Raw genomic sequence first — 14,027 nt, 5'->3', positions numbered from 1 at the left:
AATGAACAGGCCCTGCGCATGTCCCAAGCAACGCACCACAAACCGCCCCGCTCCGCCCTGCGCATATCTCTCAAGCGCGGCCTGATTGCGGCAAGCATCGTCGGCCCTGTGCTGACCTTTATCAATCAGAGTGCGGATATCGCGCAGGGCGCACCGCTGGATTGGCTCGCCGCTGGCCTCACCACTCTGGTCCCTTTCTGCGTCAGCGCACTCTCCACCTATCTGGCACAACCCAAGACACCACCCGCACCACAAGAGCCGGCTACCTCAGAGGCGATGCCCCCCGCAGAGCCTATGGTGCAAACCGTCGTGGAAGAGCGTCTGATCTATCCAGACGGGCTCACCGACGCCACAGCGCGCGTTGAAACGATCCGCGACAATGCCACCAACGTGAACCGCACGTCGCGCGAACGGGTCACCTTCATCTCAAACCTGATTGATCAGGCCGAAACCCTCGGCACCACCTTTGACACACTTTGCGACGGGGCCAGCCACTCTGCGGCCACAGCCTCTGACGTAGGCACCGCCGTGCAGGAGGTCACCCGCGAGGTCGATGGCTTCCTTGATCTTGCCTCCGACACCACCCAACAGATCACCCATATCGCCGACCCGGTGCAGAAGATCGAAACAACCCTGGCCGAGGTGGCCAATGCCTCTGAGGCCATTCGCGGCCTGGCCGACCGCATTCGCCTGCTGGCGCTCAATTCCGGTATTGAGGCGGCGCGCGCTGGCGAAAAGGGGCGCGGCTTTGCCATCATCGCAGGCGAAGTGCGCGAGCTGGCAGATATGGCAGATGCAGACATCACCCGCATTCTATCGCGCATGGATGATCTCACCGACGCGCAGGCCGATCTCTCCGCCACCGTCGCCAATGTGGCCCAAGCCGCCCAGCAGAGCCTCGCCCGCGGAGAGGCCTGCCGCAGCCTGACGCATAACATTCAGGCCACCATCACCGGCCTCGTTGCCGACATCGCCTCAAACAGCGAAGAAACCCGTCAGCAATTGCCGCTCTTCTCCGGCATTGTCTCTGAAATCAAATCCATTCGCGACAACACCGAAGCCGCCGTGCAAGGCTCTCAAAACAACATCACCCTGTGCGGCGAGGCGCTCTCCCTGCTGACGGTCGAGACACCGCACAACAGGCCGCACGAACCGCAAAAGGCTATGGCAACGGGATAAACTCCTCCGCATCTCCCGGTGGCAGTTGAAACCGCCCATGCGCCCAGTCCCCTGCGGCCCAATCAGCCTTGGCAGCTTCGATTTTTTCTTTACTGGAGCTCACAAAGTTCCATGAAATATAGCGTGGCCCGTTCATTGTGGCCCCGCCTAACGCCATCAACCGCGCACCCAACGGCCCTGCGGTGACCGTAATCGCATCGCCGGGACGAAACACCATCATCTGCCCCGCTTCAAACACATCCCCGGCAATCATTACCGCACCGGAGACCACATATAGGGCGCGATCCTCGTGGTTGTCTGGCATCGGCAGCTTAGCCTCCGGCGCAAGCGTCACATCCGCATAAAACGTCTCTGACAGCATCGTCACCGGCGCGCGTGCGCCCCAGGCCTCTCCAAGGATCAGCCGCACCTCCTTGCCTTCGCCTTCCAGAAACGGCAGCGCCTCTTTGCCATGATGCTCAAACATCGCCGGATCATCTTCGCGCGCCTCCGGCAACGCGACCCATGTCTGAATGCCAAACAGCGAACTCGGAGCTGCACGTGTGGCAGCACTGGTGCGCTCTGAATGGGTCACGCCATTTCCCGCCACCATCCAGTTCACCTCACCGGGATAAATCATCTGATGGGTGCCAAGGCTGTCACGATGCTCAAACTCCCCGCGATAGAGATAGGTCACCGTCCCCAGACCGATATGCGGATGGGGGCGCACATCAATGCCCTGCCCGGTCAGAAACTCCACTGGCCCAACCGCATCAAAAAAGATAAACGGCCCCACCATCTGCCGCCTCGGCGCAGGCAAGGCGCGCCGCACGGAAAAGCCCCCCAAATCACGGGCGCGGGGCACAATCACGGTCTCAATGGCCTCCAAGGCCGTTGCATCTGGCAATGTGGGGTCAAGGGCGGGGTTCCAACTCATGGCGCATGTCCTCTTAAGGCTGTGGCTGCCCGCATCCTACGCCAAAACACCATGCGCCCAAATCCGCACACGCGCACAGATCCTGTGCAGCCGCCTCACATGCCCCAGATCAGCTTGGCGGCAATCGCCCACATAGTGGCACCCACCACAACGTCCAACACCTGCCAGGCTCGCGGATTGGTAAACAGCGGCCGCAACAACTGCGCGCCAAACCCCAACATGAAGAAAAAGGCAAAACTCGCCACGGCCGCGCCCAACCCAAAGGCCCATGCCGGGCTGTATTGTGCCGAAATCCCCCCAAGCAGCACCACCGTGTCGAGATAGACATGCGGGTTCGCCCAGGTCAGCAGCAGGCAGGTTGTCACCGCCGCGCCAAGGCTGCCTGCTGTGCCGCCCTTATCCTGCAAGGCGTCCCCACCTTTCAGCGCCGCGCGAAAATTCATCGCCCCATAGACAATCAGAAAAGCCGCCCCCGCATAGCGCACCCAGTCCAACAAGGCCGGATTGGCCGCGATCAAAACCCCAAAGCCTGCAACCCCGGCGGTGATCAGGATGGCGTCAGAAATGGCGCAGGTCAGCACCAGCGGCAGCACATATTCGCCGCGCAACCCTTGGCGCAGCACAAAGGCATTCTGCGCCCCAATCGCCATGATCAGCGAAAACCCAAGTGCAAACCCTGCAATTGCTGGTCCCAAAATACTCATCTCTGCCATCTGTCTCTCCTGTTCGTGCGTCTTGACTAAGATAGCGATCAAAATTACTCAAATTAAAAGACCTTCACTCACATTAGGATTACTAATGCAGATTGACTACGCTCATCTCGCCGCGCTGGCAGCCATCCTGCGCACTGGAAGTTTTGACGCCGCCGCGCAGGATCTCGGCGTGACCCAATCCGCAATTTCCCAACGTCTCAAGGCGCTTGAAGAACGCATTGGCATGCCGCTGGTGTTGCGCGGCAGCCCCTGCGTGGGCACAGAAACCGGCCGCCGCCTTGCCGCCCATCTGGATCAGGTCGGCCTTCTGGAAGGGGCTCTGGCGCGCGACCTTGCCGCGCTGTCACCGCGCAGCGCCCGCCTGCGCATCGCTGTCACCGCAGACAGCCTTGCCACCTTCTTTCTCAAAGCGGTGGCACAGGTGCCCGACCTGCTGGTGGATCTGGTTGTCGATGATCAGGATTTTTCCGCCGACTGGCTGCGCCGGGGCGAGGTGGTCGCAGCGGTCACCGCCCATGAAGCGCCCATAGCAGGCTGTGACAGTCTCCCGCTTGGGGCCATGCGCTATATCGCCTCCGCCAGTCCAGCCTTTGTCAAACAGCATTTTGCCAACGGCGTGACCCCGGAGGCGATCAGCAAAGCCCCCGTATTGATCTTCAGTTCCAAAGACCGCCTGCAACATCAATGGGTGCAACAAACCCTTGGCGTCACCCCCACGCCGCCCAGCCATCACCTGCCCTCGGCGCCGGGGTTTGTGGACGCCTCCCTGCTCGGATTGGGCTGGGGCATGAACCCGGAACCTTTGGTGCGCCCGCATCTCAACAGCGGGGCCTTGGTGCCGCTCCAGCCCGGCACCCCCTTTGACACGCCTCTGTTCTGGCAATCCAGCCGCCTGCTAGCCCCTGCATTGGCCCCCTTGAGCAAGGCCCTACAGCAGATTGCGCGTCAGCATCTCAACTGAGCGCCGCAGCCCGCCGTCTCTGCCATGCCATCACATAGTGGATGCCAAAGGGCAGAATCATATAGGCCCCTTGAAACAGCACAGCCCAGACAAAGCTCTGCCCCGCGTCCCATGTCGGCAGCAAGGCGGCAAATAGGGCAATCATATACACATGGGCCACGAACATCTGGATCGCCCAAACCCCGCAATAGCGCAGCAGCCGCAGTGAAAAATACCACCGCAGCACGGCCGTGAGCCACGCTGTGCCCCGCACCGCCCGCACCAGCGCCACCGTGAAAAACCCAGCCACCGCCAGAGTACGCAACAAATGCACCGGATGCAGCTGCATGCGGAACCAATTCTCCGCCACCCCCTCCGGCAGGTTGCCAATCACCGGATACCAAAACGCCCAGCGCTGCCCCAGCGCCAACACGCCCGTGCCCAGCACCAAAAACAGATACGCCCCCGCCGACAGCCCATTCAGCCAGTTCAAAATCTGGCGAAAATGCAGGCCGAAATAATAGGAAATGAAAAACAGAAACTGCCAGGCGGCGATATCAAACACCAGAAACTTGCCGCCCCAGCCAAAGACACCGCCATCGTAGTTGAACAGGCTCACCAGATAGATCAGCCCAGAGGGCAGCAACAGCGCCCCCTGCGGCACAAATCGCAGCGCAAAGCTCAAAACAAACAGCAGCGCAAAACAGTAGATATAGATCGGCAGAATATCCGAATACGCACCGCCATTCTGAATAAGCAGCACCTCGCCCAACCCAAAAGCAAGCGGCCCCAAGCCCGCCCCTTCGAGCGCCAACAGGATCAGAAACGGCCCCGCCGAGATCAGGTAATAGCGGTAAATTTTGCCAATCCGCTGCTTCAGAAACTGCGCCAAACGCCCCGGATCCTGAAACTTGAGACTGTAGAGAATGCCCACCAACAGGCCGGAGAGCATCACCAGAAACTCAGCATCCAAAATCTGAAACACCCGCGCATGATGCACATCCATCAGATAGCTCATGCCCGGCTGCGCCGCCAAATGGGCCAGCATCATCATGAACAACAGGTGCCCCCGCACCCCATCCAGAAGGTCAAACCGCACGGCCGTCCCCCTCACACTCTTAATTCTCGTTACCGTCAGAGCACGGACTAGCCCCAAATTACGGCGAAACTTGGTACAAAAACAGTCCTTCTCCGCCGCAGTTGATCAGTGGTCACGCACCAACAGCACGCGCACCCAAACGAATTTGTAAAAAATTTGCATAAAACCCAGCTCCCTCGCGTTTGTATCATGAGGCCAGCTTCGCCAGCGCCATATGCGTCCCCTGCGCTCTTTGCCCTTGGGGACACATCCCGCGCTTGGTCCGCCCACCTCGCCCAGACACCGTCAGCTTGACACCCAAACGCGAAGGAACGCTTTGATGACCATTCTGAACACCTCTCTGCGCACAGCGGCACTCATCGCAGCCATGCTTATCCCCGCCTCTCTGTTGCACGCAGGCGACGCTCCACAGATCACCGCCTCCGCCAGCAGCTCCCTGATCAACAACGCCGGCGAGACCATCGGCGCAGCCTCTTTCATGCAAGGACCGCGCGGCATTCTGATCCAGCTCTCCGTGGAAGGGCTGCCCCCCGGCAAACACGGCATGCATTTTCACGCGGTCGGCGACTGCACGCCGCTGGACAGTTTCAAAGGTGCGCATGGCCACATCATGCCCGGCAACCTGCCGCATGGGTTCTTTCACGTGGATGGGCCCCATGCGGGCAACCTGCCCAACCTCATTGTTGGCGCCGATGGCACCGCTGAGGTGGAACTCTACACCAACCTGCTGATGCTTGATCAGGGCGCAGGCAAAGTGCTCGATGAAGACGGCTCCACGCTGGTCATCCACGCCAACCCGGATGATCATTTCACCCAGCCAATTGGCGGCTCCGGCGGGCGTATCGCCTGCGGTGTGATCACGGCCAACTGATCATCTCTAACGGATCTCTACAAAGCAAAAGGCCCGCAGCATATCGCTACGGGCCTTTTTATACATCTCGGAGCACAGCGCTTAGAGCTGCTCCATCACCTCGTCAGAGGCTTCAAAGTTGGTGGTCACACGCTGCACATCATCGTCATCTTCCAGCGCATCAATCAGCTTCATCAGCTTCTGCATGCTCACCAGATCCATTTCAGTCGTGGTGGTCGGCTTCCACACCAGTTTGGTGCTGTCAGATTCCCCCAGAGCCGCTTCCAGCGCGGTGGAGACCTCGTTCAGATCGGTGTCTTCACACCAGATCACATGGCCTTCCTCAGAGCTTTCCACATCTTCTGCACCAGCTTCAATCGCCGCTTCAAACACGGCGTCCGCATCACCAGCAGTGGCCGGATAGGTCACTTCGCCCTTCCGGTCGAACATGAAGCCCACAGAGCCGGTTTCGCCGAGATTGCCACCGTTCTTGGTGAAGGTGGAACGCACGGTCGAGGCGGTGCGGTTGCGGTTGTCGGTCATGGTTTCCACAATCACGGCCACACCGTTGGGGCCATAGCCCTCATAGCGGATTTCTTCGTAATCGTCGCCTTCACCCGCCACAGATTTCTTGATCGCACGTTCGATCACATCCTTTGGCACGGACTGGCTCTTGGCTTCTTTCACCGCCAGACGCAGACGCGGGTTCTTCTCAGGATCCGGGTCACCCATTTTCGCGGCAACGGTGATCTCTTTGGAAAGTTTGGAAAACAGCTTGGACCGCGCAGCGTCCTGACGCCCTTTGCGGTGCTGAATGTTTGCCCATTTACTATGGCCGGCCATGGTTCGCCTCCGGGTTACTCTTGGCAGTCTTTCTGTGTCAGGGGTCTCTATACGTCAGAGCGGCCAAAATCCGCAAGTCGCTTGCGTTTCCTGCGCCCCTGCGATTGACTCTGCGCAACAATTTTCGCGACAGGCCGCCTTCATGACCACCGATCAGATCATCCTCTTTGCCCTCTTTGGCGGCGTCTTTGTCATGCTGCTCTGGGGGCGGTTTCGCTATGATCTAGTGGCGTTTACCGCCCTGCTTCTGGGCGTTGTGCTTGGCGTGGTCCCCACCAAAGAGGCCTTTTCCGGCTTTGGCCACCCGGCGACGCTGATTGTCGCCTTGGTGCTGATTGTCTCCGCAGGGCTGGTGCGCTCCGGCGCGGTGTTTCTGATCACCCGCACCTTGGTGGACAGCGCGCGCAAACTGGGCAGCCACATCGCCATCATCGGCGCCATCGGCGCGCTGCTCTCCGCCTTCATGAACAATGTCGCCGCCCTCGCCCTGCTTATGCCGGTGGATATTCAGACCGCGCGCAAAGCAGGCCGCAGCCCCGCCAAATCCCTCATGCCGCTCTCCTTTGCCACCATCCTTGGCGGCATGGCCACCCTTATCGGCACGCCTCCCAACATCATCATCGCCTCCATCCGCGAAGACGCGCTTGGTGCGCCCTTCAAAATGTTTGATTTCGCCCCTGTGGGTGGCCTCACCGCCATCGCGGGCCTGCTGTTTGTGGCCCTCATCGGTTGGCGCCTGATCCCAGATCGCGAGGACGCAGGCCAAAAAGTCTCCGATCTGGGCCAATACATCGCCGAACTCACCGTGCCCGCCGACAGCAAACTGATCGGCAAACGTCTGGCAGAGCTTGACCCACAGGCCGAAGAGGCCGATGTGCAATTGCTCGGCCTCATGCGCAAAGGCAAACGCATGTATGGCACCGCCCGCAACAACATCCTGCGCGAAGGCGATGCGCTGGTGCTTGAGGCCAGCCCCGACGCGCTGGATGAATTTCGCGCCGCGCTGTCATTGAACTTCTCCGACGCAAAACGCGAAGAACAGCTCAAAGCCGCAGGCGACGGTCTGGACATCATCGAAGTGGTGGTGCCGGAAACCGCCCGCATCGCGGGCAAAACCGCCGCAGCGCTTGGTCTGGCATGGCGTCAGGGTGCGCTCCTGATGGGGATCTCCCGCGAAGGCCGCCGCATCCGCAGCCAGATCCGCAAAACCGTGGTGCAACCCGGCGACATCCTCCTGATCCTCGTGCACAAAGATCGCGGCCCCGATGTCACCGACTGGCTGGGCTGCCTGCCTCTGGCCGATCGCGGTCTGGTGGTCACCGCAAACAGCAAAATGTGGCTGGCCATTGGTCTCTTTGTCGGCGCAGTCGCCGCCGCCTCACTTGGGTTGATCTATCTGCCCATCGCGCTTGGGCTGGTGGTGGTGGCCTATGTGCTCGCCAAAATCGTGCCGCTCTCCGAACTTTATGATCACGTCGAATGGCCCGTGGTCGTCCTGTTGGGCTCCATGATCCCGCTTGGGGCCGCGCTGGATAGCTCGGGCGGCACCGCCCTTATCGCCAACAGCCTTGTCTCTCTCACTGCGGGCCTGCCCGCCTGGGCCGTGCTGACGGTGCTCATGCTTGTGACCATGACGCTGTCTGATGTGCTCAACAACACCGCCACCACCATAGTCGCCGCCCCGGTCGGCATTCAGATGGCACAGGCCATGGGTGTCTCTGCGGATCCCTTCCTGATGGCAGTGGCCGTGGCGGCCTCCTCGGCTTTCCTCACGCCCATTGGTCACAAGAACAACACGCTGATCCTCGGCCCCGGCGGCTACAGCTTTGGCGACTACTGGCGCATGGGTCTGCCGCTGGAGATCTTGGTGGTCGCCGTGTCGATCCCCGCCATTCTGGTATTTTGGCCCCTGTAACCCAATCCCCGGGCAAAGCCGGACCGCGCCCGCCCCCGTTGCGCGCCCGACCGTACGCTACCGTAACCTTTTGAACGGCCCGAAAATCGCACCTCCGCAATACCGACGGGATACCGACGCAAAACAGCCCCCGAAAACCAAGGTTCACGGGGGCTGTTGCGCACTCTAAGATATTGCGTTTGTCACCCGTAGGTGGAAACCTCAGTGCCCGCCAGCGCGGCAATGTTCAGCAGGCCCCGCACAGTGATAGATGGCGTCACAATATGCGCCCGGTTGCCCATCCCCATTAGGATCGGCCCCACTTCGAGCCCATCGGCCACCGACTTCAGAATGTTGCGGGTCGCCCCCGCCGCATCGGTGTTGGAATATACCAGAACATTGGCTTTTCCGTTAAGACGCCCACCGGGGAACAGACGCTCGCGCAACTCTGGATCCAGAGCGGCGTCAGTGTGCATTTCTCCTTCATATTCAAAGTCATGCTCATTCTGATCCAGCACGTCCAGCGCCCCGCGCATCACCCGGCCGGAGTGGCTGTCAAGGTTACCAAATTGGCTCCCAGAACACAGGGCAATCTTCGGATCGACTCCAAACCGCCGCACATGGCGCGCCGCCGCAATCACGGTCTCCGCAATCTGCTCCGCATTGGGTTCAATGTGAATATGCGTGTCCGCAAGGAACAGAGGCCCCTTGTCCAAAATAATCAGAGACAGCGACCCAATTGGGTGCAAGTCTTTGTTTTCCAATACTTCCGTCACATAGCGCAGGTGCCAGCGATATTCGCCAAAGGTGCCGCAGATCATGCTGTCCGCATCCCCCCGGTCCACCGCAATCGCGGCAATCGCCGTATTGTTGGTGCGCAGGATCGCCTTGGCACTGTCCGGGCTCACCCCCTGCCGCCGCAGCTTGGCATGATAGTGGGTCCAATAGTCCCGATACCGCGCGTCATTCTCCGGGTTGATCAGTTCGAAATCCACGCCGGGTTTGATCTTTAGTCCAGCCTTTTCAATACGATGCGCGACAACTTCCGGACGGCCGATCAACACGGGCGTGTCCACGGTTTCTTCCAGCATCGCCTGCGCCGTGCGCAGCACCCGCTCATCCTCGCCCTCTGCAAAAGCGATCTTGCGACGCGACATGCTCGCCGCCTCATAGACCGGACGCATGATCATCGAAGAGCGGAACACCTGCGCCTGAAGCTTGTCTTCATAGGCATGCAGATCCAGCTCCTTGGTCGCCACACCAGAGTCAATCGCAGCCTTGGCCACAGCCACCGCAATTGTCGGCAAGAGGCGTGGATCAAACGGCTTTGGAATCAGATAGTTAGGACCAAATGTGAGGGTTTCCCCCTTATAGGCCGCCCCCACTTCCGCACTGGTGGTTTCGCGCGCCAGACCGGCAATCGCTTCCACACAGGCCAGCTTCATCGCATCGTTGATCTCTGTCGCCCCGGCATCAAGCGCCCCCCGGAAGATGAAGGGGAAGCACAGGACGTTGTTCACCTGATTTGGGTAGTCTGACCGACCTGTGGCGATCAAAGCCCCCGGCGCCGCCGCACGCGCCTCCTCTGGCATGATTTCAGGCGTCGGGTTCGCCAACGCAAAGATGATCGGATCATCCGCCATCTGCTCGACCATTTCTTTGGTCAAAAGCCCCGGACCGGACACGCCAAGGAACAGGTCTGCTCCCTCCATGGCCTCCATTGTGGTCCGTTTTTCAGTGGCTTGTGCAAATTCCGCCTTTTCTGGTGTCAGGTCGTTACGCTGCTTGTGCACCACGCCTTTGCTGTCCAGCATGAGGATGTTTTCATGCTGCACGCCCATGGTCATCAGCATCTTCAGACAGGCGATCCCCGCCGCCCCCGCGCCCAGCGCCACAACCTTGATGTCTTCGACGTTTTTCTTGGCGACAATCAACGCGTTATAGGCTGCTGCCGCCGCCACAATCGCCGTGCCATGCTGATCGTCATGGAAGACAGGAATGTTCATACGCTCTTTGCAGAGACGCTCGACCAAAAAGCAATCCGGTGCCTTGATGTCTTCAAGGTTGATCGCCCCAAAGGTCGGCTCCAAGCGGCATACCAGATCCGCCAGTTTCTCCGGATCAGATTCATTGACCTCAATGTCAAAGCAATCAATGCCAGCAAACTTCTTAAAGAGAACCGCTTTGCCTTCCATCACGGGCTTGGACGCCTGCGCGCCAATGTCGCCAAGTCCAAGCACAGCCGTGCCGTTGGAAATCACCGCAACGAGATTGCCCTTAGCCGTGTAACGCGTTGCATCCGCGGGGTTCTTTTCAATCTCAAGACAGGCTTCCGCGACCCCGGGGCTGTACGCTCGGCTCAGGTCACGGCCTGTCGCCATCGGTTTGGTCGCCCGGATTTCCAGCTTACCTGGCTTGGGAAACTCGTGATATTTCAGCGCTGCCTCGCGCGCGCGATCCTGATCTTTAGTGCTCGTCATTCTATCTCTCCAAGTCCCCTCGCTCGGCTCACCGCCGCCCCATACGTTTGGCCATATCCAACATACGGTTGGAAAAGCCCCATTCGTTGTCATACCAGCCAAAGACGCGCAGCAGCCCGCCCACAGAAACACTGGTCTCTCTCTCGCTCACAATCAGGGATTCAGGACGCGCCCGCAGGTCGGTAGAGACCAGCGGTTTTTGCGTCCAGCCCAGAATTCCATCGCGGTCAGCCGCGGCCTTCAGCACGCGGTTAACAGCTTCAACCGAAACGTCTTTTTCGGTTTGAATTGTCAGATCAATTGCCGAAACACTCGCCGTCGGCACACGGATAGCACGCGCCTCTACGCGCCCTTTCAAGGCTGGCAAAACCTTATCAATCATCCGCTGTGCCGAAGTGGTCGTCGGCACCATCGACAGGGCCGCTGCCCGGCTGCGCGCCAGATCCCCCCGTGGCTTATCCACCGTGGGCTGACTGCCGGTATAGCAATGCACCGTTGTCATATGTCCGCTGATCAACCCAAAGCTTTCATCCAACACCCGCATCAAAGGTGCCAAAGCATTGGTGGTGCAAGACGCATTAGAGACAATCCTCTGATCGCTCAGCACATGATCATTCGCGCCCAACACAATCGTCTCATCCGCTTCTTCAGACGGACCTGAAATCAATACCTTAGATGCGCCCGCGCTCAGCCCGCGCTCCGCAATCGCACGCGCCCCCGCCATGCCCGTGCATTCCAGCACGACATCAACTTCACTCAGATCCAGCGCGCTTAGATCACGTTCCGCGTAAAACGGAATGGAGAGCGCATCCACGCACAGCTTCCCCGCGCCACTCTCTACCTTTCCCGCATAAGCACCAAAAACACTATCAAATTCAAAAAGATAGGCGCATGTCTCCAAGGGTTCGATATCGTTGATGCCAACAATCTCAAACTCAGGATGTTGCCCCTTGGCAAGAATGCGCAGCACCGTGCGCCCAATGCGTCCAAAACCGTTGATAAAGATTTTGATCCTGCGCTCTGCCATGATCTGAGTCCCATGCGTCTTGAATGGCCAATTGAGCGGTTTTGATCGGCAAAGGCCAGCCCAAATCAGGCACGACAGGGCACAGAAAACACATGTTATCGCTATCATTTGCGACCGTCATGCCGCAAAACCACCATGCCCCGACGGAAACAGACCAGTTTGGTCAATCACAGCGGCATGTGGCGGTTGACGTCCTTGTACAGCAAATAGCGGAATTTCCCCGGACCACCGGCATAACACGCCTGCGGACAGAACGCGCGCAACCACATGTAATCCCCGGCTTCCACTTCGACCCATTCCCTGTTCAGCTTATAGACCGCCTTGCCTTCAAGCACATAGAGCCCATGCTCCATCACATGCGTTTCCAAAAATGGGATCACCCCGCCTGGCTCAAAGGTCACGATATTCACATGCATATCATGGCGGATATCGTCTGGATCCACAAAACGTGTGGTGCCCCAGGCTCCGTCCGTATCTGGCATAAAACGGATGGGGGTGTCAGCATCACTCGTAACGAAAGCGTCCGGCGCCTCAATCCCGTCAACAGCTTGATATTTCTTGCGTATCCAATGGAACTTTGCAGCACTATCGCCGGAGTTTTTCACCTGCCAAGCGCTACCGGCTGGCAAATAGGCGTATCCGCCCTCCGCAAGATCATATTCCTTGCCGTCAATGGTCAGGGCGATCTGCCCTTCCACCACAAACAGCACGCCTTGCGCCAGAGGCTCCAACTCGGGCCGATCGCTGCCGCCCCCTGCGCTGAGTTCAACAATGTAGTGCGAAAACGTCTCGCTAAACCCGCTCATCGGTCTGGCAATGACCCAAACGCGCGTGCCTGTCCAAAACGGCAGATTGGACGTCACAATATCGGTCAATGTGCCCTTTGGAATGACTGCAAAGCTCTCCGTGAACATCGCACGGTCTGTCAGCAATTGTGTCTGAGGCGGAAGCCCCCCCTGAGGGGCATAGTAAGGGGCACGAGACATGCAAAACTCTCCGAATATGGTTGTCCCATCATCCTCAAGAGCGTCATCGCAGCCAACTCCGAAGCGTCCCCAAGGAAGCTGAAGGATTATTGCGGATTTCTTGAAAATCGCTTTCCGATCACGCGATCGGTTCAATAAGCTCCGCCCCCGCAGCCCTATTGGAATTCACTTCGCGGTCAACCCGATGAAAAGATAACAGATCTTCTCGCGCTGCTGACATCAAAGTCGCGGCTCCATGGCCCTTCTCCCCCAGCCAAAGCCCCCAATCTTCTTCATCTATGACCACAGGCATGCGGTGATGAATGTCAGACATGGTCTCATTTGCGGCGGTCGTGACCACGGCACAGGTATTCACATGCTCCTCACCCTGCCCCCAACTCTGCCAAACACCCGCCAGCGCCAAAGTGCCGTCACTGTGAATAAACCACGGCCAACGCTCCCCTGCGGCATCTTTGGTCCATTCATAAAACCCGGAGACGGGGATCAGACACCGGCGCGCGCGACAGGCATTACGGAAAGCAGGCTTCTCGGCGATCGTTTCGCCCCGTGCATTGATCAACAATGGCCCATCACTCGGGGATTTATACCAGCTGGGTAGGAAGCCCCACCGCATCGATACCAACCGGCGCCCAATATCTAAGCCGCCCAAAACAACATGAATTTTGGTCGTGGGGCAGACGTTGTAGTTTGGCACCTCCGGGAGATCATTGGCGGGCATCGCCCCAAACATCTGCGCCATTGCTTCGTTGGGCAGCGTGATTGCAAAGCGTCCACACATTAGCGATGCGCCTTTCGCGCCACCTCTATTTTGGCCTCCATCAGCGACATCTCTTTCATTATGATGCGCCGCTTGGTGCGATCCCCCGTCTCGCGCAGCTCTGCCCGCAACCGCGCAAGCTCTCGCGACAGAGAAACAAACTCTGGCACCGCGCCACTTTCCTTCACGAGACGATTGAGCAAGGCATTCTCAGGGTCCACTTCTCTGGGCAAAGGCTTTCCCGCCCCTTCCAGATTGTCGAACGCGCCCGCCTCTTCGGCTTCGCGAATTTTCTGATTGATCAGGTCGATCAGCGGATGATCCATAAAACCCCCAAACGAAA

The 14,027-nt window shown here is 59.0% G+C and carries 13 protein-coding genes; 4 read left to right on the top strand and 9 right to left on the bottom strand.

Annotated elements, in window-relative coordinates; all coding sequences use genetic code 11:
- Nucleotides 1-18 precede the first annotated feature (18 nt).
- Entirely contained in the window at nt 19-1,179 is a 1,161-nt protein-coding gene (locus J7382_RS07210) for a methyl-accepting chemotaxis protein (protein ID WP_209068408.1), read from the top strand.
- Here the strand turns inward: J7382_RS07210 and J7382_RS07205 are convergent.
- Together J7382_RS07205 and J7382_RS07200 are read right to left on the bottom strand one after the other, a co-directional pair.
- Nucleotides 1,163-2,095 (bottom strand): pirin family protein, encoded by a 933-nt coding sequence (locus J7382_RS07205; RefSeq protein ID WP_209068406.1) that lies wholly within the window; start codon nt 2,093-2,095, stop codon nt 1,163-1,165. The two genes, J7382_RS07210 and J7382_RS07205, sit on opposite strands and share 17 nt — an antisense overlap.
- Nucleotides 2,096-2,190: 95 nt before the next feature.
- Nucleotides 2,191-2,808: a LysE/ArgO family amino acid transporter gene (locus tag J7382_RS07200; protein ID WP_247744900.1), complete on the bottom strand. Its 618-nt coding sequence runs from the start codon at nt 2,806-2,808 to the stop codon at nt 2,191-2,193.
- Nucleotides 2,809-2,893: 85 nt separating this feature from the next.
- Between J7382_RS07200 and J7382_RS07195 the strand changes: the two genes are divergently transcribed.
- A complete protein-coding gene (locus J7382_RS07195) occupies nt 2,894-3,769 on the top strand; it encodes a LysR family transcriptional regulator ArgP (protein ID WP_209068403.1) in 876 nt (291 codons plus the stop codon).
- On the opposite strand, the gene opgC is transcribed toward J7382_RS07195, so the two are convergent.
- Nucleotides 3,762-4,847 (bottom strand): OpgC domain-containing protein, encoded by a 1,086-nt coding sequence (gene opgC, locus J7382_RS07190; protein ID WP_209068401.1) that lies wholly within the window; start codon nt 4,845-4,847, stop codon nt 3,762-3,764. The genes J7382_RS07195 and opgC overlap by 8 nt on opposite strands.
- A gap of 319 nt (nt 4,848-5,166) precedes the next feature.
- Here opgC and J7382_RS07185 point away from each other — a divergent pair, with 319 nt between their 5' ends.
- Nucleotides 5,167-5,718: a superoxide dismutase family protein gene (locus tag J7382_RS07185; protein WP_209068400.1), complete on the top strand. Its 552-nt coding sequence runs from the start codon at nt 5,167-5,169 to the stop codon at nt 5,716-5,718.
- A gap of 81 nt (nt 5,719-5,799) precedes the next feature.
- On the opposite strand, the gene J7382_RS07180 is transcribed toward J7382_RS07185, so the two are convergent.
- Nucleotides 5,800-6,540 carry a YebC/PmpR family DNA-binding transcriptional regulator gene (locus J7382_RS07180; protein WP_209068392.1) on the bottom strand — a complete coding sequence of 247 codons (741 nt, stop codon included), beginning with the start codon at nt 6,538-6,540 and terminating at the stop codon, nt 5,800-5,802.
- A gap of 142 nt (nt 6,541-6,682) precedes the next feature.
- Here J7382_RS07180 and J7382_RS07175 point away from each other — a divergent pair, with 142 nt between their 5' ends.
- Nucleotides 6,683-8,455 carry an SLC13 family permease gene (locus J7382_RS07175; protein ID WP_209068390.1) on the top strand — a complete coding sequence of 591 codons (1,773 nt, stop codon included), beginning with the start codon at nt 6,683-6,685 and terminating at the stop codon, nt 8,453-8,455.
- Nucleotides 8,456-8,637: 182 nt separating this feature from the next.
- Here J7382_RS07175 and J7382_RS07170 read toward each other — a convergent pair whose 3' ends face one another.
- The 5 genes from J7382_RS07170 to J7382_RS07150 all read right to left on the bottom strand — a co-directional run bounded on the left by J7382_RS07170 (nt 8,638) and on the right by J7382_RS07150 (nt 14,010).
- Complete coding sequence (locus J7382_RS07170; protein WP_209068388.1) at nt 8,638-10,914, bottom strand: NADP-dependent malic enzyme; 2,277 nt, start codon at nt 10,912-10,914, stop codon at nt 8,638-8,640.
- Between the two features lie 28 nt (nt 10,915-10,942).
- Entirely contained in the window at nt 10,943-11,941 is a 999-nt protein-coding gene (locus J7382_RS07165; protein ID WP_209068386.1) for a type I glyceraldehyde-3-phosphate dehydrogenase, read from the bottom strand.
- 167 nt (nt 11,942-12,108) lie between these two features.
- A complete protein-coding gene (locus tag J7382_RS07160) occupies nt 12,109-12,927 on the bottom strand; it encodes a bifunctional allantoicase/(S)-ureidoglycine aminohydrolase (RefSeq protein ID WP_209068384.1) in 819 nt (272 codons plus the stop codon).
- Between the two features lie 118 nt (nt 12,928-13,045).
- Nucleotides 13,046-13,705, bottom strand: coding sequence for an SOS response-associated peptidase (locus J7382_RS07155; RefSeq protein WP_209068382.1), 660 nt, complete (start codon nt 13,703-13,705; stop codon nt 13,046-13,048).
- Nucleotides 13,705-14,010, bottom strand: coding sequence for a DUF1992 domain-containing protein (locus J7382_RS07150; RefSeq protein ID WP_209068380.1), 306 nt, complete (start codon nt 14,008-14,010; stop codon nt 13,705-13,707). The genes J7382_RS07155 and J7382_RS07150 overlap by 1 nt, the downstream gene beginning before the upstream one ends.
- Nucleotides 14,011-14,027: the final 17 nt, after the last annotated feature.

Source organism: Shimia sp. R11_0 (genome assembly GCF_017744035.1).
Taxonomy (GTDB): domain Bacteria; phylum Pseudomonadota; class Alphaproteobacteria; order Rhodobacterales; family Rhodobacteraceae; genus Shimia; species Shimia marina.
This window is presented reverse-complemented; position numbering and strand designations above follow the sequence as displayed.